We start from the raw sequence: 21,227 nt of genomic DNA, 5'->3' as shown, positions 1-21,227 counted from the left end.
CCGTGCCTTCCGTTGAGTCGATCGCTGATGCCAGGCAGGCGTCACTGATCGGGCTCAGCGAGAAGCTGGCGACTCGTGGTCGGCGGGCTTGGAGTCAGGTCGATTTTGCCGCTCTTGACGCGTCTTGGGCAGTAGTCGCACCAGCCTTGGCCATGTCGCTCAACGCGGCGCAGGTTCAGGCTGCTGCTGGCTCGGATCGGTACGTTTCGCGACTCTCGACGGAGTACGACTTCGACGAGGAGCCGACTTCGCTTGTCCCGCAGGCGTTCGCCGGTGTCGACGGCTCCGGTAGGGGCATCGAGACGGGCCTGTACGGGGCTGTGACGGCCACGAAAGAGGCGGTGCGTGCCGGACTTGGTGCTCGGGAGGCGATGCTTTCTGGGGCCACCTACCTGGCGACGATGCTGAAGACGGCGTTGGCTGATCAGGCGCGTAGTTCCGACATGGTCGCGTCGGTTGGCCGTGGGTACGTGCAGTACGTCCGCATGGTGGAACCGGGCGCGTGCTCGCGATGCATGGCGCTGGCGGGCAGTGACCGGTTCTCGAAGCAGTTCCAACGGCACCCGGCATGCCGTTGCACTACTCGCCCGGTTCCGCTCGAGGAAGCGCGTGAGCGGAACTACAAGGGTCCCAACGACCTGTTCGAAGAGCTATCACCAGCCGAGCAGGATCGGCGGTTCGGCAAGGCGGGGGCGCAGGCCATCCGTGACGGCGCCGACCTCGGACAGGTCGTCAACGCCCGTCGAGGCATGGGCCGACCGAAGTCCTACGCGGACTACTCGCGCATGACCAAAACGACGATCGGGCGGCGCCCAGACGGCACTCCGGTGCGGGTCTACGCAACGTCAGAGGGCACCACGTCCCGCGGCGGTTTCGGTCGGCGCGAGGAGAACCGGGTGCGTCTCGCTGGCGACCGCTACACGTCAGCTCGACGCGTCCGACTGATGCCCGAATCAATCCTCGAGATCGCGGGCGACGACCAGGCGCTACGGCAGGCATTCCTACGAGACGCCGGCTACCTCGAGTACAAGCCCAACGGCGGCTACGACCTCGCGGCCATCGCCGAGCAGCGCAGACAGGATCGCGTCCTCGTGAACCGAGCGACCATCCGCTACGGCAACTTCACGTTGGGCAACTAGCCCGCACACATTCTCCCGACGCATGCGATGTGCGGCCGGGTCTTTCCGCGATGGAGGAACCACATGGAAGACACCTGCAAGCCGATCTGGACTCGCCCTGCACCGTCGGTCATGGAGATGCGAGGAATTCGCTTCCTCACCGCTCCGGATGACGAGGCAACTCCTGGGGCGCCCGTAGATCCGCCGAAGCCGGATGGGGATAAGCCTCTCGGTGATGGCGGGGAGAAGGCGTTGAAGGCGGAGCGGGCAGCCCGTTCGGCCGCTGAGCGACGTGTCGCTGAGCTTGAGGCGGAGGCGCAGAAGCGTGCTGATGCCGAGCTCACGGAAGTCGAGCGGCTGAAGAAGGAGAACGCGACTCTCACTGAGCAGAACGCGAAGTCGGAGCGCGACGCTCTGCGCAACGCGGTCGCTCTCGAGAAGGGGCTCCCCGCGAGCCTCGCCGCGCGACTCATCGGCTCGACCCGCGAAGAGATGGCGGCTGACGCCGACACGCTCCTCTCGGTGATCCCGCAGGCGCAGTCGACCAACCCTCGCCCCGACCCCTCGCAGGGACCCAAGAGCACGCCGTCCGGCGGCTCGGTCGATGCGGGAGCGGCCCGGTATCGCGAGAAGCACCCGCCCAAGAAGTAACCCCCTCAACTCTCCAAAGGAGACCCCATGGACCTCGCGCCTCGCGTCGAGTCGTTCGGGTCGGACGACCAGTCCTGGCTCGACTCGGCACACGGACAGGACGCCGCGATCAGCGGCACTGTCACCCTCACCTCGTCCGGCCTCACCGCCGGCACCCACTACCCGTCTGGGCACCTGCCTTCGGGCACGAAGCTCGGCAGGATCACCGCGTCGGGCAAGTACGGCCTCTACGACGACGCTGCCACCGATGGGCGCCAGACGCTCGTCGGACACCTGCTGACCGGCCAGAAGGTCGGCAGTGGCGACATCGTCGTGCCGATCCTCGTGCACGGTCGCGTCAACGAGTCCAAGCTTCCGTTCGCCATTGACGCCGCCGGTAAGGCCGACGTCGCGGGCCGTATCCAGTACATCTAAGGAGGGCTGAGAAATGCTGATCACTACCGACTACATCACGCCCACCGAGCTGACCGGGTACGCGCGCGCCGCGCTCGCCGACCTCGAGGCCAACCAGTTCACCCTGTCGCAGTTCCTCCCTTCGGAGAACGTCGACGACCTGAACTACCGCTTCTCCCGTGGCGGGCAGGGACTCGCCGAGGCGGCCACTTTCCGCGCGTTCGACGCTGAGTCCGCGATCGCTTCGCGCCCCGGTGTCACCCGCGTCACCGGCGAGCTCCCCCCGATCTCGCGGAAGATCAAGCTCTCCGAGTACGACCGTCTCCGTCAGCGCCAGCTCCCCGACCAGATTGTGAACGCGGTGTTCAACGACACCGACCGCATGGTCCAGTCGGTCGCTGCGCGCATCGAGCTCGCTCGGGGTGCCGCTCTTGCCACTGGCAAGGTCAGCATCAACGAGGACGGCGTGATCGCTGACGTCGACTTCGGTCGCCGCGCCGGTCACACCAACCAGGCGCCCGGCACCCTGTGGACGGTTTCCGCTTCGGCGACTCCGATCGCTGACCTCATCGCCTGGTCGACGCCTACCGCACGAACAACGGTGGTCAGAACCCCGGCGCGATCCTCACTTCGCAGGCGGTGCTGTCCGCGATCCTCCGCACCGCTGAGGTCCGGGCGTTCGCCGCCACTTCTGGTGTCGCCCCGTCGATCGTCTCGCCCCTCATCCTGAACACGATCCTGCAGGCCTACGGCCTGCCCCCGATCGTCGTCAACGAGGCGCAGATCAACGTCGGCGGTGTCGCCACCCGGGTCATCCCCGCGAACAACGTCATCCTCCTGCCCGCGCCCGGCGCGTCGCAGCTCGGTGGCACGTTCTGGGGAACCACGGCCGAGTCGCTCGAGTCCGAGTTTGGCCTTGCAGGAGACGAGCCCGGAATCGTCGCCGGCTCCTACTCGACGAAGGACCCGGTCGCGGTGTGGACGAAGGCGGCGGGCATCGCGCTCCCCGTGCTCGCCAACCCCGACCTCACCTTCCAGGCGGTCGTGGCCGCATGAGCGAGCTGATCTCGTACGTCACCGTCCATGACGAGGATGGCGTGTCGCACACGTTCGCTCCGGGCGACGAGGTGCCCGCCTGGGCCGTGAAGGCGATCCAGAACAAGTCGGTCTTCAAGCCCGCGCGGGCTTCGAAGCCGGACGAGAAGTAACGGAGGGGTGCGCGATGGCTGGACCGGCTACGTCGCAGGATCTAGCGGATAGTCGTTGCGCACCCTCACCGAGCAGGAGCAGACGGTCGGGTCGAAGCTTCTCGGGGACGCGTGGGCGATCATCGTCTCGCGAGTTCCGGGGGCCGAGACTCGACTGGCTGACCCTGTATTTACGTCGCTGGCGACTCAGGTGCAGTGCTCGATGGTGCTGCGTGTCCTTCGCAATCCTGAGGGCAAGCTCGAGGAGCAGGGCGATGACTACCGCTACCGGCTCGATGCGGCCGTGTCGACCGGAGCGTTGTACCTGTCAGACGCGGAGTTCGCGATGCTGACGCCGTCTGGCGTGGCTTCTTCGGGAGCGTTCACCATACGCCCGGCAGGCTACGCGCGTTCTCGCTCGTGGGATGCGGAGTCCGGGTGGTGAGCGTTCACGGCGTGCTCGGGCAGGGCCGCCGATTCATCGACGCCTGATGACGGAGACGGTCGCAATCGGCACCCTCACCTCCGAGCCGGGGCCGAACTTCGAGACGGTCGAGTCAATCGGCTCCCCGGTCTACTCGGGTCCCGCTCGCCTGAAGTGGTCTTCTACGACGGTTTCTGACGCGTCGGCTGCTGGTCAGTCGGCTTCGGTGCAGTCGGTGGTTTTGAAGCTGCCTGTGGGCACGTCAGGGGTGCATGAGGGCATGTACGCGATCGTGTCGGCGTCGTCGGTTGATCCGGGTCTTGTGGGTCGGCGGTTTCGTGTCGCTGGTCAGCCGGAGTCGGGTCAGGTGACGGCGTTGCGGTTCCCGGTCGAGGAGGAATCCTCGTGAGCGGCGTGTCCTATGACTTCAGCGAGCTGCGGACGTTGAGCGCTGACCTTGCCGTGGTGGCGAAGGTTGAGGTGCGGAAGTCGATGCAACAGTCGGCGATCCGGACAAAGAAGTTTTGGGCGGATGACGCACGCCGTTCGTTCGGCAGGTCGATCGCTCGCCGGTATGCGCCGACCATCGACTACTCGGATCTGCGGATGCTCGCCGCGTCGGACAACACCTATCGCGTGGATGTCGGCCCGAACCTGAAGCGTTATGGCGGCAAGACGGGTCGAGGCGGTCTGATCCCGTCGCTGGGCATTCTCGAGGAAGCCAACAAGGGCGTCCGCGGGAATGCGCGCGGTTCGATCGATCGTGCGCAGGTGTTCGCTGAGCGTGAGTTCGTGGATCGCATGCAGCTCGCGGTGGATCAGTCGTTGCGGAAGCGGGGGCTGTGATGATCCGTGAGCATTACGAGGCAGTCGCGGCTCTGCTGACGGCTGACGCGGACCTCGCCGGCAAGGTGCATGCGTCGGCTCTGGTGTCTCCGGATGGGAAGTTGCAGCGGTCTACGTACGTGATCGTCTACCCGACGCCGCCGGATGAGCTGAACGATGAGCGCACTGCGGTGAAGGCTCGCGTGGACTCGAAGGCGACGTACCACTACGAGGTGCGTGCCGTGTCGGTGTCTGCGCTGGGTTGCGCGGACCTCGTCGACCGGCTTCTCACCCGCTTGGTCGGCGCCACCCCTGTGGTCGCTGGCCGGAAGGTGTCCTCGCTTGAGCTCGACACCGTCGACCGCGTCCTCCCCGATACCAACGTGTCGCCGCCCCTGTACTACTGCGATGTCACGTTCATGTTCATCTCCCGGAAGGACGTCTCGTGAGTTTCGTTCGAGTGAGATCCGTCGATGGTGCTTTGCACGAGTTCGACGCCCCCGTGGCGCTGGTCGCTGCGTTCCCCGACCGCTACAAGGTGCTCGACAAGTCGCCGGTTTCCGAACCGCGGCCGTCGAAGCACGTCATCCGGCCTGCACGTAAGCGGTCCGGTTCCAATTCCGTGGGCGAATCTACGAAGGAGAAGCCTGATGGCATTTGACGTCGAAATTCCCGAGGGCATTCTCGCGGATGACAACTTCCTGGCCGTGTGGGTGCCCGCGATTGCGGACATCAACGCGCCGACCGCCGCTGAACTGAACGGTGCCACGGTGATCCCGCTGTCCCTGTGGGTCGGTGAGGGTGAGTACAACCACACGGTCAACGACGCGCCGATCACGGCGAACCGTGTCGGGGTGGCTCAGCCGGTGCAGTACGACGGGACCGACGAGCACACGCTCGAGATCTCGTACGTGTACACGAATACGGCCGATGACGAGCTGCGTCTCGCGCTCCCGTACCGGGCGACCGGCTACATCGTGGAGCGTTTCGCCGTGGATCGTGAGCTCGCGTTCGCCGCGGATCAGGTCGTGGACGTGATCCCTGTTCGCGCGGGTCGTCAGCGCAAGGTCATGCCCACCCGCAACACGGAGCTCAAGCGCATCCAGCGCCTCAACGTCCGCCGCCGTGTGGCGACCGATGTCGAGGTCGTCGCTGGGGCGTAACCCCCACCTACCCCTGCCGGGCGTACAACCGCGCCCACGGAGCGCCCGGCAGGCCCACCATCCGAGGGCGTTTCCGTGGGAGGAACATCATGACCGGACTAGCCGGCCTCAGCCAGCTCATCGACACGACGAGCAAGACACCCCGCCCCGATCGCGACCCGAACATGCACGTGGACGTCGCCGCCCTCGTCGGCGAGCACCTGGTTTCCCTCCGGTTTCGCGCGATCGATCCGGAGGAGTGGGCTCGCCGGACGTACGAGTCGACGCCTCAGCCGGGCGTGGAGAAGGATCAGACGTTCAAGTACAACGTGCGTGAAGTGGCGAAGGATGTCGCGCAGGTTTCCGGTTACCTCGTGGACGAGGACAGGCCGGAAGAGTTCATCCCTGCTACGACATGGGCGGAGCTGTGGCCGATCCTGTCCGGCCCGACCAGGGTCGACATCTTCAATGCGGTTTTCATCCTCAACCAGGGCATGCCTCAGATGCGGACCATCGCAGCAAAAAAAGCGCGACTCCGCACGCTCGAGCAGTCCGCCGACTCGCCCGAGAGCTTGGAGTCTCACCCCGCAGGCTCGGCGGGTGGGAGCCCCGTGAGGTCATCGAAATCGAGCGGGACGAGCAAGGACGCATCTCCCGCCTCGTCGCCTCCCGCGAGCCCGAGTGGGACGGCGAACAGGTCGCCGCGCTCCTCGCCTCGAGCGAAGAAGACAGGGACCGGGGACCGCACGGCTTCCCGATGAGTGTCGCGACGGACCCGGCATATGAGGGGCGATTCGTCGTGCATCAAGACACCGACTTCGCGCAAGAGGCGATTGATCGGCAGAAGGAAACGGACCGCGCCAAGTACGGCGAGAACGACCTGCGCCGCGGGGCCATTTACTCGGTGAAGCTCCGAGACAAGTAACTGAACAGAGCGAGGAGCTGACCGCATGCCGGAACGCGTCACACAGATCAGTCTCCTCGCTAAGGTCGGCAGCTACATCGCGGATATGAAGAAGGCTTCGCGTGCCACGCAGGACTCCACGGCGGAGTCTGAGGCGGCGCTGAGGAAGCAGCACGAGGCGATGTCCGAGGTGGGCGCCCAGGCAACGGTCATGGGCGGGCTGATCCTCGCTGGCGTCGGTGTCGCGGTCGCGAAGTTCGCGGAGTTCGACAAGGCGATGTCTGAGGTTCAGGCGTCCACGCACGAGAGCGCCGACAACATGGCGCTCCTGCGCGATGCCGCCCTCGACGCGGGCGCGAAGACCGCGTTCTCTGCGACCGAAGCGGCCAACGCGATCGATGAGCTCGCGAAGGCGGGCATCTCAACGGCGGACATCACGGGCGGCGCGCTCGCCGGGTCCCTCGACCTCGCCGCCGCCGGTGGCCTCGGCGTCGCCGACGCGGCCGAGATCGCTGCCACGGCGATGACGCAGTTCAACAAGAAGGGCTCCGAGGTCCCGCACATCGCGGATCTCCTCGCGGCTGGCGCTGGCAAGCGCAGGGCTCCGTTGAGGACCTCGCCGCCGCGCTGAACCAGGGTGGACTTGTCGCGTCGCAGGCTGGTTTCTCCATCGAGGAGACCACGGGAACGCTGGCGGCATTCGCGTCCGCTGGCCTCCTCGGCTCCGACGCGGGCACGTCGCTGAAGACCGCGATCCTCGCGCTGCAGAACCCCTCCGCTAAGGCCAAGGGCCTGATGGAGGACTACGGGATCTCCGTCTACGACGCGCAGGGCAGCATGCTCGGCATGTCCGAGATCGCCGGGCAGCTCGAAGCTGCGTTCATCGGCAAGACCGACGCTGAGCGGGACTCGACCCTTGCAACGATCTTCGGGTCCGACGCTGTCCGCGCTGCGAGCGTGCTCTACAACCAGGGCGCCGACGGCATCCAGGCTTGGATCGACAAGACCAACGACGCGGGTTACGCGGCGATCACGGCGGCGATCAAGCTCGACAACCTCGCGGGCGACATGGAGTACCTGCAGGGGTCGATCGACACCGCGCTCATCCAGGCAGGCTCGGGCGCCAACGAGGTACTGCGCGAGATGACTCAGCGGGCAACTGATCTCGTCGACTGGTTCGGCGCGCTCCCCGCCCCGATCATCTCCACCGGCATGGCGATCGCAACGACTGTCGGAGGGTTCACGCTCCTTGGCGGGCTGCTCCTTGTTGGGGCAACCCGTGTCGGTGACATGAGGCGCAACCTCATCACGCTGAACACGGAGATGCCGAAGACTGCGAAGTTCGCGACGGGCGCCGCGAAGGGGCTCGGTGCGATTGCTGCACTGGCGACCGTTGCGACGGTCCTGTCTGCAATCGCGACGGCCGGTTTCAAGGGTGCGGCTGGTCTCGAGGAGACGGCGAAAGCTGCGAAGTCTCTCGAGGGCTTGGACACGCTGTTCGCAGATCTCGATGGCGCCTCGGAGGTCGAGGACCTCGGGTCTGCGTTGGACGTAGTCCTCGGCGACGACATGAACTCGAAGATCAACAGGTTCGTGTCGGGCGTCAACCAGGCGTTCGGCGGACCGATCCAGGATGGCGTGAAAGCCACCCGCGACCAGTTCGCTGGGCTCGACATGAACCTCAAGGCGCTGGTTGAGGGTGGCGCTGCCGATACCGCGGCCGAGCAGTTCGAGCGCATGGCCCAGGCCGCTTTGGCTCAGGGGTACTCGATCGAGCAGGTCAAGGAGATGTTCCCGCAGTACGAGGACGCGCTCATCGGCGCTTCTGAGGCGCAGGAGGGTGGCGCCGCTTCCGCGGAGAAGAACGCCAAGCAGCTCGAGGTACTGGCAGGTAAGGCGCAGTCCGCCGAGGTCGACATCGATGCGCTTGCAGACGCGATCCGTGGCTTCGGTTCGGCGCAATTGAACGTGAACTCAGCAACCCGCGAGTTCGAGGCGTCGATCGACGCGCTTACTGAGTCGGTCATCGCGAACGGCGTGTCGCTGGACGTGTCGACTGAGCAGGGCCGTTCGAACCAGGGTGCGCTTGACGCGATCGCCCAGTCGGCTCTGGGTGCTGCTGCGGCGATCCTAGAGCAGACGGGAAGCCAGGAGGATGCGTCTGCCGCGGTTGCTCGTGGTCGTGATGAGCTGATCCGATCGTTGGAGCAGTTCGGCATCACCGGTGCCGCCGCCCAGAAGTACGCGGACGATTTGGGCCTCATTCCCGGCAGCGTCTCCACCGCGGTGGGCCTCACTGGCATCCCGGAAGCGCAGACCGAGATCGACTCGTTCATCGACCGCAACAACGGCGCCACGATCTACATGACGGCCAGCGTGCAAACGAAGTTCGATAGCGCGTTCGCGCTGCCCGGAGCTGGCCTCTCGTCGTCTGGCAGTGGCGTCCTGAAGAAGGCGGATGGCGGCACGATCTGGGGGCCCGGCACGGCATGGTCGGACACGGCTGGCATCTATGCGCTCTCCACGGGCGAAGAGGTCGTCAGTAACAAGTACGGCCAGGCGGACAAGCACCGCACCACGCTGAAGGCGATCAACGGTGGGGCTTCGATCGATGACCTGCGCGGCATGCTCTCGGGCGCATTCGCTGACGGTGGCACCGCGGGCCGCGTGAGTGCGTACGACCCGGCGGTCTACGCGGGTGCGTACGCGAGCGAGGGTCGCAGCTTCTCACCGGGCACCGGTGGCGGCTGGGGCGGGGCGAGCTCGGCAACCTCTACGACCACGCTCGCCATGGTCATCAACCCGCAGCCGCGACAGTCGGAGCGAGAGATCGGTCAGGCCGCAGCGGACTGGCAGACGGCACGACTGAGAGGACTGTGATGTTCCCTCCTGTGGCTGGTGACGTGATCACCCTTGATGACTTCGTGCTGCATTCGGAAGACGCACACACGGGGTTCTCGATCAACACGGACGAGTTCCTGGGCTGGTACGACTCGGTGGATTTCCGCCGCGACGAGACCCTGTTCACGTCCGCGCACGGTGGGTTCGACAGTCCCGGCTACCTGGGGGCGCGCACCCTGACGTGGGGTGGCATGTGTGAGGCGGACAGCCCGGAGGAGTTGCGTCGGTACGCGCGAGCGTTCGGCGCTCTCCTGTGGCATGGCCGCACCGGTCGTGTGGTCGTGCGCCGCGGATCGGACGTCACGCACACGCTCGCCCAGCGGACCATGTCGAGCTTCGAGATTCTGCCCGGCGATCTCCTCGCGCGGTGGAAGCTGCAACTCCGCTGCCCCGACCCGCGCATCTACGGGGAACGACGCGTGTTCGAGCAGGAACCCGCATACCACTACGGATCATTCCCCGCGCTTCCTGTCATGGACGTTTACGGAGTGCTGCCCATCGGCACGACGATCAACGGCCCCGACGGGAAGCAGTACGAAATCACCCGCCCAATCGCGGCAGACGAGCAGGTGTCGATCGACATGCGCGATGGCCGTCTCCGCGTCAACGGGCAGTTCGTTGCTGGTGGCGTCGGCCGCGCGGACACGTGGGCGATCCCGCCGGGCGTCCAGTTCGAGCACACCGCCACCAACCTCGCCGTCCTCAAGGTGACCGTCACGGACACGCACCTCGCCGGCTGATCGGAGCGCACATGTGGAACTGGTGGATCTGCGACCTGCAGACCGGTGACCGGCTCTACAAGGTCATCCCCGCGGACGGCAACTGGAATACCTCCGCGAGTCAGCCGGGCGGTGGCGCGCACAGTTTCATCCTCCACGGGCCAGTACTGCCAGGGCTGAGCAAGGCGCAGTGGCAGGACATCGCCCACTCGTGGACGCGCGTGCTGGTGCAGTCCTGGGATGACGAGGACCCGATCTACGCGGGCATCGTCATCTCGTGGGAGTGGGACGAGGACGCTCAACGGCTGATCCTCAACCACGTCGAACTCCGTGCGATCTTCTCCCGCCGCTTCACGTGGGGGCACCGCGGCTACGACGTCGGGACGGCGCTCGAGTTCGCGGACCGTGCACCCGATGGCGCGCTGCGGGCAATCGTGGAGCGCGCCACGAACGACGCGGCTCCGGCTGATCATCCGTGGCGTCTCCGCGTCGCCCGCCCCATCGACGCTCCTGGCGACCTGACGATGAAGTGGGAGAACGACGGCTTCGAGACAATCGAGGACGCTCTCGAAAGCCTCGAGAAGGCCGGGCCGCACATCTATTTCCGTCCCCGCTGGGACGACAGCTACCGGCTCGAGCATCTCGCCCTCGCAGGCAACCCGCTCCTGACCGGCGAAGTGGTCGAAGCGTTGGCGACGTCGCACAGTCCGATCGTGCGCGACATTCGGGTGAAGAGCGACGCGGCCTTGCAGCTCACGGGCGTGTTCGCGCTCGGTAACGGGCAGGGCGAGTCGATGAAGGTCGGTTTCGCGGGCACGTTCGACGGGTTCACGACGCCGATCCTTGACCGCAGTATTTTCGGGAAGTCCGAGGAGAGCAAGCCGGTCCTCGACGCGATGGCTGCCGTGGATCTCGAGACTCATCGGGAGCCGATCAGTCAGCGCAGCTTCAGCATCATCGCGGGTCTCCTGCCTGTTCCGCCCGGAAGATTCACGATCGGCAGTCGCGTCCGTCTCGGCTGGTTCGGGCACGTGTTCATCGAGGACGGCTGGCAGCAGCTCTACGTCATCGGCATCTCCGGGAACCTCACGGAAGAGCTCGCGCTCACAACACAGGAGGTGTGACGTGGCGATCGACAACCCGGAAGACAACAGCCTTGCCGCGCTCTGGCGGCTCGTGAAGCGTCTCGCGTCCGCGAACCCGCTGAACAACGGCAGCGTTGACCGTGGCGCGCTCACCATCCGTTCACCCGAGGGTCTGGTCGTCGGCGATGAAGCGACCGGCGCTGAGGGTGGCGGGTCCGCGAAGGTCTTCGGCCTCCTCAACGTGCTCGGCAAGATCGACCTTTTGGGGCGCCTGCACCTGAAGGGGAGCGGCCGTGTCATCTCTTCGGAGGCCGGTGATACTTCCCATTCGATGCAGCTCTTCTATGAGGGCGGGATCGGCTACGTAGTCAGCTACGGCATTCCGATGCAGATGCGAGCGTGGGACAGCATCGTCAGCCTCAATGAGAACGGTCTGTCAATTCAGGGCGGCGGAGGCATCATCACGATGTCAGAGGACTCGACTCAGATCATCGGCCCCGATGGTGACAGTGCTGTCTGGACCGAGTACAAGGACGGCAACTACTTCATCTACAACCTGCCGACCAGCTGATGCCCACGATCGGCGAGTTCTACGAAGAGCCGGATCACTGGGGAGACGCCTACGGCGCGACCGCTGGCCGCCCGAACGCTCACCGCGGGCAGGACATCAACGGCTGGCGACCGGCACGGGAATCCCGAACCTCTTCGCAGGGACGGTCGTCTTCTCCGCATGGGGCGGCGGACTCGGCTGGCAGGTCGTCGTGCAGCGCGCCGACGGCCTCCGCATGGGGCACTCCCACCTCGATGCGAAGGGCCGTCCCGTCGGGGCGTTCCTCGAAGCGGGTGATGTCGTTGGCCCGATTGGCGATACGGGCTCGTTCAGCCGCGGCACGCACGACCACGTCACGGCCTCATGGAGTGGCGATCTCTCGCCGGCCTTCGCCGCGGTCGTCGACCCTCGTCCGTACATCCGCGAGGCGCTTGGCGGCGACCCAGGCGCAGGCGACCCCGGCGGTGGCGACCCCTACGACCCGGACCCCGACGACCCGGCGCTCCCGGGGAACCTGTTCGTCCACCCGGACGGACGACTGGTTCTGGTCAGCGCAGGCCGCGGCAACCTTGCCATCGCCACTGATGGGCACCTATTCAAGGCCGAACTCGGGCAGGGCAACGTCGTCCGCGAGTCAGACGGCCGCATCACTCGCGCCTGACTGAACTCAAGGAGACCACATGCGCATCATCAAGGCGGCCCGTGGGCGCATGACCAGCCCCTTCGGCGCGAAGAACGTCCCGGGCGCGAACGTGAAGTCGCACGGCGGAACCGACTGGGGCCACGGCAACGCGACGAAGGACGACCTCCGCATCGTCGCTCCCGCCGCCGGGACGGTCACCGTCGCCGGCTGGTTCGGCACCTACGGGAACCGCATCGTCATCGACCACGGCCGCGACGAGAACGGCGACCACTGGGAGACCCTCATCGCTCACCTCGCCGAGTTCCTCGCGGAGGTCGGCGAGTGGGTCGAGCAAGCCGAAGAGGTCGGCGTCATGGGCAACACGGGCACGAAGTACGTCCACTGCCACCAGGAGCTCCGGAAGAACGGCCGCCAGGTCGACCCGGCTCTCTATCTCGTCGCCACCGGCGGCGGCGCAAACACCACCCCCGCCCAGGCCACCGATCCCCAGGAGGACGAATTGCCCACCACCGCTCAAGTTTGGGACGAGCCCCAGCCCTCGCTCGGCAAGAACGCCCCGTCCATCGTCCTCCGCGACGCGAACAGCGCTGCCCAGGAAGCCCGCGACGGCGTCAACGACATCAAGTGGGTGAAGCACCGCAACATCGACGCCCCGACTGACGTCGTCCTCGCGGACACCCTCGTCACCGCGCAGCTCGGCAACGCGAAGCTCGACGCTCTCACCGCAGCCGTCGCAACTCTGGCCGCATCCGCTGGGCTCGACCCCGCCCGTGTAGAGGCCGCAGTCGAGTCCGCCGTGAAGGACGCGGTCGCTGGCGGCATCCAGATCTCGACGACCCTCTCGGACGACTCGCTCGCGTCGATCGCTCGAGCGGTCGCCGACGAGCAGTCCCGCCGCCTCAGCCAGTAGCCCCTCCTCGCCTCTGAGAGGAGGAACGCCTGTGGACGTCGTCCTCGAGACAATCCTCAGATCCCCGGCGACACCGACCGGCCTGGCCCTCATGTTCGCGGCCGTCCTCGGCATCGCCTTCATCCGCGGGCAAGTAGTGCCGCGGTCAACGGTCGACCTGCTGCTCGGCGTCGAACGCACCCGCGCGGAGGACTACAAGGCCGCGTGGGAGTCCGAGCGGGAGAAGAACGCAATCCTCCTGGATTCCGTTCAACAGCTCCTCGTGTACGCGAAGACCGCTGACCGCGTCCTGACCGCACTCCCCGAGGCGCACAAGTCGAACGGGGAGGGGGCCACATGAGGTGGTGGAAGCGCACGCTAGCGACCGCCGAAACGGGAGTCGACGAGGCTGCTGCAGCTCGCAAGTCATCCGAAGAGTCGCTTGAAGAAGTCAAGAAGATCGTCCCGCACGTCGAAGAAGTAACCCGGTCGCTGGACATAACCCGAACCAACAACCACTTCGCGATCCGCATCGCCGCAGCGTACGGATATGCCCAGCCGGGGAAGGCGCCAGAGTGACCGAGCTCGAATCCAACATCCTGATCGTCCTGCTCGTCATCGGCATCATCCCGATCGCCTGGTTCATCTACAGGTACATGCGTTACTCGCCGTGGTGGGAGACGGCCATTGGCCGGACGGTCCTCGGGCAGAAGTTCGCGATGCTCGCGCTCCTCTCGCTGTCCCTGCTGCTGCGGGTCCTCGGACCCGAGTACGAGTACAGGGCACTCCTCAACGCGGCGGTACTGAGCCTTCTCGTCTGGTTCTTCTGGAAGACGCTCCTCGAGCTACTGCGCGTCCAGAAAGCATCCCCTCGCCGCGACGCCCTCAAAGCGTTCTTCCGCCGCCACTCACGCAAGGAGTAACCATGTCCCACATCCAGATCACGCCGTTCAAGGCAACGCTCACCCGCGCCTGGAACGACGTGTCTCACAAGCTGATCGCCTTCCTCGCGACCGGACTCACCGCGTCGGGGCTCCTCTTCGCCCTCAACTACTTCGGCATCACGATCCCCGAGGCGCTCGCCTCGACCATCGTCGTCGTCATCTCGAGCGTCGCCGGCTACCTCAAGTCCGAGGTCATGCGCACGCCGATTCCGGTCGATCGCGCCGAGTAACACCGCCACAACCCGCCAGTACCCCTCAAACCCTCGCCCAAACAGGCGGGGGTTTTTGCATGCCCCCACACCCATCCCGGCGGCTGACCCTGACGCGCGCCGACCTCTCGACAGGAGCCCGCCGTGGTCACCATCCCGCCCATGCCCGTGAAGCTCCACCGATAGCGCCGCGATCTTCGCGTACACGAGCGCCGTCGATTCCGTGGTCCGTGAGCTGCAGTCCGCGGGTGTCCCGTCGGCGCTCGTCGGCTACCTGCGCGCCGACGACACGAATTGGGGCCTCACCCCGTACGACCCCTCGGCCACGACGCCGGTCACGAACGACTTCACGGCGCTGATCAACGCGGCGCACACGCAGCGCAAGCGGATCATCATCGACCACCGCTACCTCGTGGGCGACTCGAGCACGAAGTCGAACTGGAACGACAAGCACCTGAACATCTCCGGGTGCGGGGAGCTCATCGGCCAGGGGTCGACGATCGTCCGGCAGGAGGTCTCCCCGTCGCCGGAGGTCTCGCTGACCTCGTTCAAGCGGATGGTCATCGGCGGGTCCGACGAGAAGCACACCGTCTCGTACGCGGCCGTCGCGATGAACCAGCTCGCGAAGTTCAAGGGCGACATGGTGTGGCAGATCGTCGCCAAGCCGGGCAGCTCCTCAACTTCGGACTACTCGTCGGGCTTCTACACGTGGAGTCTCCCGGGGACGATCGTTCACGACCTGCTGTCGAAGAAGACCGACGCGTACCCCAACGGCGACCCGTCGGGCGGCAAGGTCGTCATGGCCGATGCGCTCGAAGTGCTCGGCGTGTCCTTCCTCGTCAGCGGCGCATCGTCGACCCTCGCGGAGGACAACCTCCTCAAGGGTGCGACGTCCGGCGCGACGATGAAGATCGAATCGGCCCAGCCGGACTACAACGGCTCGGCGAACAAGCGCATCCTCACCCACCAGGTGTTCGGCACGTTCCAGAACGGCGAGAACCTCCTCCGCGGAACGACGACCGTCGGGAAGATCGCCGCCAACGGTGTCGTCGTGTTCAAGACCGCGACCCGCTACGACTGGGACAAGGTCACCGCCACCCGCGTCCTCCGCAAGCTCGGCGGGTCCGTCAACGGCTACACGCCTACCGCCGCTAGCGGCAAGTTCCCCGTCGGCGACTACTTCTCCAACGTCGACTCCCGCATCGACGGCGTCACCCTCTCGACCATCAGCGACCCCAACGGCACGGGCATGGTCCGAGGCGCCGCGGTCTCCGTGTCGGGTGCCGTGAACCACCGGTACAGCAACCTCGTCGTCAAGGGCGGCTACCGCAACGCGTTCCGGCTCGCGTCGCCCTACGGCGGCAAGATCTCGAACGTCCAGGTACTGGCGCTTCCCAACGACGCGATCCAGTCCGAGGGCGCGTACGGGTACGGCGTCGAGTACGAGGGCACCGCGAAGAACTGCCTCCTCGACGGCTGCCACTTCTCGAACCTGCGCCACGGCGTCACGACCAACCCCTCCGGCAACAGCCAGTTCCTCACCGACATCTCCGACACGCTCCGCCACGGCATCCAAGAGTTCCTCTTCATCAAGGACTGCCACTCGTTCGACACGTACGCGCAGGGCTTCGACACCCACCACGGCGCCGCCGACGTGTTCTTCATCGGCTGCACCGTCAACGGCGTCGTCGCGGGTGGGCAGAAGGACTCCGGGAAGACCGGCATGGGAACCCGATCCTCGAGCACCACCTACATCGACTGCCACGTCTTCGGCGCGACCAACGGCTTCAACGACCCCACCGCCGGCACCACCGTCCCGTCCGGCAACCCGAACCCGAACGGCACCACCTGGTCACTCACACCCGAGCACTCGCGCACCCTCTACGTGAACTGCAGCGCCAACGGCTACGAGCAGTCCGGGTTCAGGCAGGGGCTCGCCGCCGAGTCGATCCACCACTCGGTCATGTACGTCGGCTGCTCCGCGGACGACGGCGGGCAGACCGCCTACGACACGGTCGGCTGGGACCTGACCGGCGTGAACACCTACATCATCGATCCGCGCCCGGGCCGCAACAAGCTCGCGATGTTCAACATCGAGCCGGGCAGCTACTACGGCCCCACCCCGACGAGCCCCGTGAAGCACACGATCGCGTTCGTCGGCGACATCTTCGCGGACTTCTCGCGGAACACCTCGACGACCACGGACCTGATCCGCGTCAAGGGACACGCCACGTCCGGAGTCACCCGTCTCGCGATCGCTGCGGACGCGGCGGTCATGCAGAAGGCGGGCACGGGAACCATGCCCGCGGCGATGGTCAACGTCGTCGGCGGGCACGTGACCCTCGCGTCCGCTGCGGGCGCGCAGGTCGTGAACCTCAACGGCGCCGACCCGATCCCGACCTACAAGAAGACCTCAGGGACAGTACTGACGGCCAGCCTGCCGACGTCGAAGTGGAGCTGATCGCATGGGGTTCGGTGACGGGCCGTTCGGGGAAGGCCCCTTCGGCGGGGAAGTAGTCCCGCCTCCCACCCCACCACTCGCGCCCGTCTCGGTGGCGGTGTCCGAGTTTTGGTCGACCGGCGCCGTCTTCACGTGGGATGGTCCGACGCCGCTCGGCTACCGGGTGCGTCTGAACGGCGAAGGCATCGCGACTGCCGTGGAGGAGCCGGGCGCGGAACTGCTCGAGCTCACCCCGGAGACCGCGTACACGGTGGCCGTGTCCGCCAACCGGGTCGATGGCGTCGAGACGTTCTCCGAGCCTGTCTCGTTCACGACTCCCGCGTCCGGTGAGACGCCGCCCATCGAGGAGCCGGAAGAGCCCGAAGAGCCGGAGATCCCGGAAGAGCCTGAGGAGCCCGGCGAGCCTGAGATCCCCGGCGTCCCAGAGACGCCCGCGGATGCCGAGCTGCGGTGGAAGACCGCCATCGGGGACACGGAGATCCTCAACGAGGGCTCCTCCGAGGGCATCGTTGTCGCGGACGACGCGATCAACACGCCCGACTACACCTCCTACGACCTGTGGACGAACCAGCTCGCACGCCGTCTCAACACCACGTCCGTCAACCACCACAACGGTGGACGCACCCGCATCGACGTCGCACTCGCGATGCTCACCGCGGGCACGTCCGCGTTCAAGCCCAACGTCCACAAGCTGTGCATTCAGGCAGCCGGCGGCAACGACGTCGGCCACTTCTGGAACACCGAGGTCGGCAAGCGGGGCTTCAAGAACGCCACGTCGATGATCCTCGGCATCACCCGATCCAAGTCCAAAGTGCTCCCGGGGGGTGCGGGCGAGACCGGCACGTGGACCCAGTCGGAGAAGCAGTACTCCGGCTCCACGCGGAAGTCGATCGTCCCCGGCTCGACGCAGACGATCACCTTCACCGGCGTCGGCGCGACACTGGCGATGCTCGGCTACACCGACCACGACGGCGGCGACCTCAACGGTTCGCCCTACACGTGGTCGATCGACGGCAGCGCGCCTGTCGCGCGGTCCACGAAGTCGCAGGGGCTCACCGGAACCGACAAGACCGTCAACTCGGTCCAGCCGATCCACTTCATGGGCCTCACCCCCGGCACGCACACCGTCGTCATCACCCACACCGGAGCGGCCGGCGACCCGCTCATCGTGGACTCGCTGCACGTATGGCAGGACACCGTCCAGCAGATGCCGTTCACGCTCATGCTGCCACCCGCGAAGGCCACCACCGGCGGGCTCCTGCTGTACCCGTCCCCGCGGCCCGAGATGTCCGCGTTCGACGTATTCCGGGACCTGCAAGAGGAGGTGTTCGACGAGTTCGGCCGCGACGGCACCTTCGGCGGCATCAAGTCGACGGTCATCGACCGCTGGTATCCGCCGAACGTGTACGGCCTGCGCCTGCAGGACATGCTCCACCCCAACCATGCAGGCCACGACCGGATCTTCAGCGCCGCACTCGAAGGCCTCCTCGCGCACACGCCCACGCAGTACATCGGCGCACCTGAAGAGCCCGAGGTGCCGGTCGATCCGACGCTTCCCACGAAGCCGATCATCGGGCCGCCGAACGTCGACGGCAGCACGGTCCTCTTCACGTGGACATCGACCGCGGGCAGCTCACCGATCGCCTACTACGACGTGCACGTGGACGGCGCGACCGAACCGGTCACGTCTCTCGCTCCGACGTACGCCGCGTTCAATGTGCCCCCGTCGTCGTCCGTGAGCGTCCAGGTCGTTGCCGTCGACACGGACGAACGAAGGTCGGCCAAGTCCGCGCTCTCCATCGCAACGACCGACGCCGCACCGGAAGTGCCGACACTCCCCGGAGCGCCCGGGACACCCGTGATCGGCGCGCCCGTCATCCGAGGCGAGTCGATCACGTTCACGTGGAAGGCCCTCCGCGGCGACAACCCCATCAGTCACTACGAGATCTACCAAACCGGCAAAGCGACGATCACCGTCACCGCCCCGGAATGGACAGCGGCCGGACTCGACAACGACACCACCGTCACCATCCGCGTCGCCGCACTCGACAGCGCCGGTCTCCGATCAGCGACCTCCGACCCGCGAACCGCAACCACCCCACCGGAGGACGTCATGGCACTCGCGCCCGTACACGGCACCATCACCGACTGCGGACTTCGACCCCTCGCAGGCCGACAGTTGCGGCTCCGGTTCACGCTCTCCGGACCCGCAACCGAAAACGAGCGCCTCCTCGTCACCGAACCCGTCGAGATCACCCCCAACCAGTACGGCGGATTCCGCGTCGACCTGTGGGAAACCACGTTCCTCGCGCCCGCCACCTGGTACGACGTGACCGCCGTGTGGCTCGTCGCAGGACAAGCGCCCGCCTACCAGCGCATCCCCGCGAAACTCCGCGTCCCACGAGGCGGCGGAGCAATCGGTGACCTACTCGTGCAACCCGCACCCCCCGGAGTCACCTCTTGGGGATTCGGGCCACCTGAACGCGACTACCTCGTCTACTTCGACATCGCAGGCGAGCAAGCTCGCCTCTACCTCCTCGGAAAGGCAGCCACCACATGACCAACATGGTAGAGATCGGGCTACTGCAGCCCGTCGCTGACGGCACCATGGCAGCCAACATCCGGCAGCCCGGCTCCGAGACGCAGCAGGCCATCGACGAACGAATCGAGCCCGTCACGGTTGCGACCGTCGCGAACTCGCCGCAGGTTCTCGAGATTGCCAGCGAGGCCGCGGCCGAACTGATCATGTCCAACACTGCCATCGTCCTCGAGACTGACGTTGGCGCCCCCAGCTTCAACTACCTCCTGCAGAAGTACCGGGTCGGGTACTGGAACCGGGCCAAGCAGCTCATCGCCGGATGGACCGCAGACAACTACTTTGACGTCCTCAAGGGCATCAGCTTCGGCGGCCGAGCGAAGGTCCAGGCCTGGCACGCTGGGGCGTTCGCGATCCGCGGGAAGAACGGCCGCATGGGAGAGCTCGCGCTCGACCACAGCGGCAACGTGCCCGCGTGGGTCCTCGAGCGGTGGGCGGCCCGGTTCCCGGGAGTGCCCGTCAAGGTGATGCAAGTACGCCCCATCCCCGGCGCGGGAGAGCACGCCTCGCCGAAACTGGCCGTTGATGCGATCAACGCTCTCGGTCTGGCAGCGAAGACCCGCCCCTACGTGGTCGTCGTCCACCCGGGCGTCTACACGGAGACGGACTGGGTCGTCCCCGGAAACGTCGAACTCCTCGGGACCGAGGTGGGCTTCTGTATCCTTGACGGGTCGCAGCCGGACTCTGTCGGTGACGGGCACCAGAACACGTCGACGCTTTGGCTCAAGGACGGCGCGGAGCTGACCAACCTGACGATCCTGATGCGCAATGGCCGCTACGCCGTGCATTCGGAGAACTCCGGACAGTCGCCCAACGCGCGCCACGACCCCGTCAACTGCCACATCCAGCACCTCGGCAACGACGGGATGCGCACCTGGCGGGCGGCTAACCCTGGCTCCGGCCTCAGCGTCGCCAACGTCTGGACGGCTGACCGGGCGTGGGGCTACGGCGCCTCGTCCGGCATGTACCAGCGGTACGAGAGCACGACCATGCTCTCGAACTTCGAGGCCTTCTACGTGCACGACAACGCTGACTTCGCAGCCCCCATCCGCCACGACTTCATCAACTGCCGCATCCTCTCGGTCCTCCCGACGGGGAAGATCGAGATCCAGTCGCTCGGATCAGGGCAGTCCTCGACCGTCAACATGAACGGCACCGAGACCAACGCGCTGCACGTCAACTACTCCGACACTCCGTGGATCAGCACGAACCCGGAGAACCTCGTCGCCGACCACGCGCAGATCGTGTTCCGCTCCGACGGCAACGACATGCTCGGCTTCTCATCGACCTGCCGGGGGCGTGCACTGCGCATCCGCTCGAGCTCGACGGGCGCGACGTCCTCGGTTGCCGCGAGCGGCACCGCGGCGGCAGCGATCCTCGGCGGCACTCGTGCACGCCGAGGTGGCGGTGGGCTCGCCGGGTACCTCTGGGGGCGCTGGGACATCTCCGGCATCACCGTCGGTCCGAACGGCACCACCACCGTCGCCAACACTCTCGGCCGTCGACTCGGGAACTGCACCACCACTCCGAAGACCCTCACGGTCACCGTCGACGGCGGCGCCCCGATCACGATCACTTTCTCGGCG

The 21,227-nt window shown here is 66.4% G+C and carries 27 protein-coding genes; all 27 read left to right on the top strand.

From position 1 onward, the window contains the following. The first annotated feature begins 2 nt into the window (after window positions 1–2). Window positions 3–1,139, top strand: coding sequence for a hypothetical protein (locus B0T42_RS07290; protein ID WP_077222576.1), 1,137 nt, complete (start codon window positions 3–5; stop codon window positions 1,137–1,139). A 63-nt stretch (window positions 1,140–1,202) separates the two neighbouring features. After that, window positions 1,203–1,769: a capsid assembly scaffolding protein Gp46 family protein gene (locus B0T42_RS07285; RefSeq protein WP_139344443.1), complete on the top strand. Its 567-nt coding sequence runs from the start codon at window positions 1,203–1,205 to the stop codon at window positions 1,767–1,769. Between the two features lie 27 nt (window positions 1,770–1,796). Then, a complete protein-coding gene (locus tag B0T42_RS07280) occupies window positions 1,797–2,183 on the top strand; it encodes a head decoration protein (protein ID WP_077222574.1) in 387 nt (128 codons plus the stop codon). Between the two features lie 13 nt (window positions 2,184–2,196). Continuing rightward, window positions 2,197–2,892 (top strand): major capsid protein, encoded by a 696-nt coding sequence (locus tag B0T42_RS07275; RefSeq protein ID WP_201788503.1) that lies wholly within the window; start codon window positions 2,197–2,199, stop codon window positions 2,890–2,892. Further along, window positions 2,802–3,218 carry a major capsid protein gene (locus B0T42_RS21940; RefSeq protein WP_201788502.1) on the top strand — a complete coding sequence of 139 codons (417 nt, stop codon included), beginning with the start codon at window positions 2,802–2,804 and terminating at the stop codon, window positions 3,216–3,218. Before B0T42_RS07275 ends, B0T42_RS21940 begins: the two co-directional genes overlap by 91 nt. Beyond that, a complete protein-coding gene (locus B0T42_RS19940; protein ID WP_158078063.1) occupies window positions 3,215–3,370 on the top strand; it encodes a hypothetical protein in 156 nt (51 codons plus the stop codon). Before B0T42_RS21940 ends, B0T42_RS19940 begins: the two co-directional genes overlap by 4 nt. A 55-nt stretch (window positions 3,371–3,425) precedes the next feature. Next, window positions 3,426–3,794, top strand: coding sequence for a Gp19/Gp15/Gp42 family protein (locus B0T42_RS07270; protein ID WP_077222573.1), 369 nt, complete (start codon window positions 3,426–3,428; stop codon window positions 3,792–3,794). Next, complete coding sequence (locus tag B0T42_RS07265; RefSeq protein WP_269087509.1) at window positions 3,775–4,182, top strand: DUF6093 family protein; 408 nt, start codon at window positions 3,775–3,777, stop codon at window positions 4,180–4,182. The genes B0T42_RS07270 and B0T42_RS07265 overlap by 20 nt, the downstream gene beginning before the upstream one ends. After that, complete coding sequence (locus B0T42_RS07260; RefSeq protein WP_077222571.1) at window positions 4,179–4,619, top strand: hypothetical protein; 441 nt, start codon at window positions 4,179–4,181, stop codon at window positions 4,617–4,619. Before B0T42_RS07265 ends, B0T42_RS07260 begins: the two co-directional genes overlap by 4 nt. Then, window positions 4,616–5,047 (top strand): hypothetical protein, encoded by a 432-nt coding sequence (locus tag B0T42_RS07255; RefSeq protein ID WP_077222570.1) that lies wholly within the window; start codon window positions 4,616–4,618, stop codon window positions 5,045–5,047. Before B0T42_RS07260 ends, B0T42_RS07255 begins: the two co-directional genes overlap by 4 nt. A 201-nt stretch (window positions 5,048–5,248) precedes the next feature. Beyond that, window positions 5,249–5,761 carry a phage tail tube protein gene (locus tag B0T42_RS07250; RefSeq protein WP_077222569.1) on the top strand — a complete coding sequence of 171 codons (513 nt, stop codon included), beginning with the start codon at window positions 5,249–5,251 and terminating at the stop codon, window positions 5,759–5,761. A gap of 89 nt (window positions 5,762–5,850) precedes the next feature. Beyond that, window positions 5,851–6,501: a hypothetical protein gene (locus B0T42_RS07245; protein WP_077222568.1), complete on the top strand. Its 651-nt coding sequence runs from the start codon at window positions 5,851–5,853 to the stop codon at window positions 6,499–6,501. Between the two features lie 38 nt (window positions 6,502–6,539). After that, window positions 6,540–6,665, top strand: coding sequence for a hypothetical protein (locus tag B0T42_RS21935; RefSeq protein WP_269087508.1), 126 nt, complete (start codon window positions 6,540–6,542; stop codon window positions 6,663–6,665). A 25-nt stretch (window positions 6,666–6,690) separates the two neighbouring features. Continuing rightward, window positions 6,691–7,275, top strand: coding sequence for a phage tail tape measure protein (locus B0T42_RS21930; RefSeq protein WP_077222567.1), 585 nt, complete (start codon window positions 6,691–6,693; stop codon window positions 7,273–7,275). After that, window positions 7,272–9,524, top strand: a complete 2,253-nt coding sequence (locus B0T42_RS07235) for a phage tail tape measure protein (RefSeq protein WP_077222566.1) — start codon at window positions 7,272–7,274, stop codon at window positions 9,522–9,524. Before B0T42_RS21930 ends, B0T42_RS07235 begins: the two co-directional genes overlap by 4 nt. A gap of 23 nt (window positions 9,525–9,547) precedes the next feature. After that, complete coding sequence (locus tag B0T42_RS07230) at window positions 9,548–10,285, top strand: hypothetical protein (protein WP_139344442.1); 738 nt, start codon at window positions 9,548–9,550, stop codon at window positions 10,283–10,285. Between the two features lie 11 nt (window positions 10,286–10,296). After that, complete coding sequence (locus B0T42_RS07225; protein WP_077222564.1) at window positions 10,297–11,388, top strand: hypothetical protein; 1,092 nt, start codon at window positions 10,297–10,299, stop codon at window positions 11,386–11,388. Window position 11,389: 1 nt separating this feature from the next. Then, window positions 11,390–11,920, top strand: coding sequence for a hypothetical protein (locus B0T42_RS19935; protein WP_158078062.1), 531 nt, complete (start codon window positions 11,390–11,392; stop codon window positions 11,918–11,920). Further along, window positions 11,850–12,560, top strand: a complete 711-nt coding sequence (locus tag B0T42_RS07220; protein ID WP_158078061.1) for a M23 family metallopeptidase — start codon at window positions 11,850–11,852, stop codon at window positions 12,558–12,560. The genes B0T42_RS19935 and B0T42_RS07220 overlap by 71 nt, the downstream gene beginning before the upstream one ends. Before the next feature lie 19 nt (window positions 12,561–12,579). Further along, on the top strand, window positions 12,580–13,452 hold the full coding sequence (locus B0T42_RS07215; protein WP_077222562.1) for a M23 family metallopeptidase: 873 nt from the start codon (window positions 12,580–12,582) through the stop codon (window positions 13,450–13,452). Between the two features lie 31 nt (window positions 13,453–13,483). After that, window positions 13,484–13,792, top strand: a complete 309-nt coding sequence (locus B0T42_RS07210; protein ID WP_077222561.1) for a hypothetical protein — start codon at window positions 13,484–13,486, stop codon at window positions 13,790–13,792. Beyond that, window positions 13,789–14,010 carry a DUF7620 family protein gene (locus tag B0T42_RS19440; protein ID WP_139344441.1) on the top strand — a complete coding sequence of 74 codons (222 nt, stop codon included), beginning with the start codon at window positions 13,789–13,791 and terminating at the stop codon, window positions 14,008–14,010. The genes B0T42_RS07210 and B0T42_RS19440 overlap by 4 nt, the downstream gene beginning before the upstream one ends. Further along, entirely contained in the window at window positions 14,007–14,354 is a 348-nt protein-coding gene (locus B0T42_RS07205; RefSeq protein WP_077222560.1) for a putative phage holin, read from the top strand. The genes B0T42_RS19440 and B0T42_RS07205 overlap by 4 nt, the downstream gene beginning before the upstream one ends. Before the next feature lie 2 nt (window positions 14,355–14,356). Continuing rightward, window positions 14,357–14,605 (top strand): hypothetical protein, encoded by a 249-nt coding sequence (locus B0T42_RS07200; RefSeq protein WP_077222559.1) that lies wholly within the window; start codon window positions 14,357–14,359, stop codon window positions 14,603–14,605. Window positions 14,606–14,807: 202 nt separating this feature from the next. Next, a complete protein-coding gene (locus tag B0T42_RS07195; RefSeq protein ID WP_077222558.1) occupies window positions 14,808–17,045 on the top strand; it encodes a hypothetical protein in 2,238 nt (745 codons plus the stop codon). Window positions 17,046–17,049: 4 nt separating this feature from the next. Next, window positions 17,050–19,605, top strand: a complete 2,556-nt coding sequence (locus tag B0T42_RS07190; RefSeq protein WP_139344440.1) for a fibronectin type III domain-containing protein — start codon at window positions 17,050–17,052, stop codon at window positions 19,603–19,605. Then, window positions 19,602–21,227: hypothetical protein (locus B0T42_RS07185; RefSeq protein WP_139344439.1), on the top strand; the 1,626-nt coding region annotated here is incomplete at its 3' end. The genes B0T42_RS07190 and B0T42_RS07185, both read left to right, overlap by 4 nt.

This window comes from Rathayibacter rhapontici, assembly GCF_001995175.1.
Lineage (GTDB): Bacteria > Actinomycetota > Actinomycetes > Actinomycetales > Microbacteriaceae > Rathayibacter.
The sequence above is the reverse complement of the archived record's forward strand: the minus strand, read 5'-3'. Positions and strand labels throughout refer to the sequence as shown.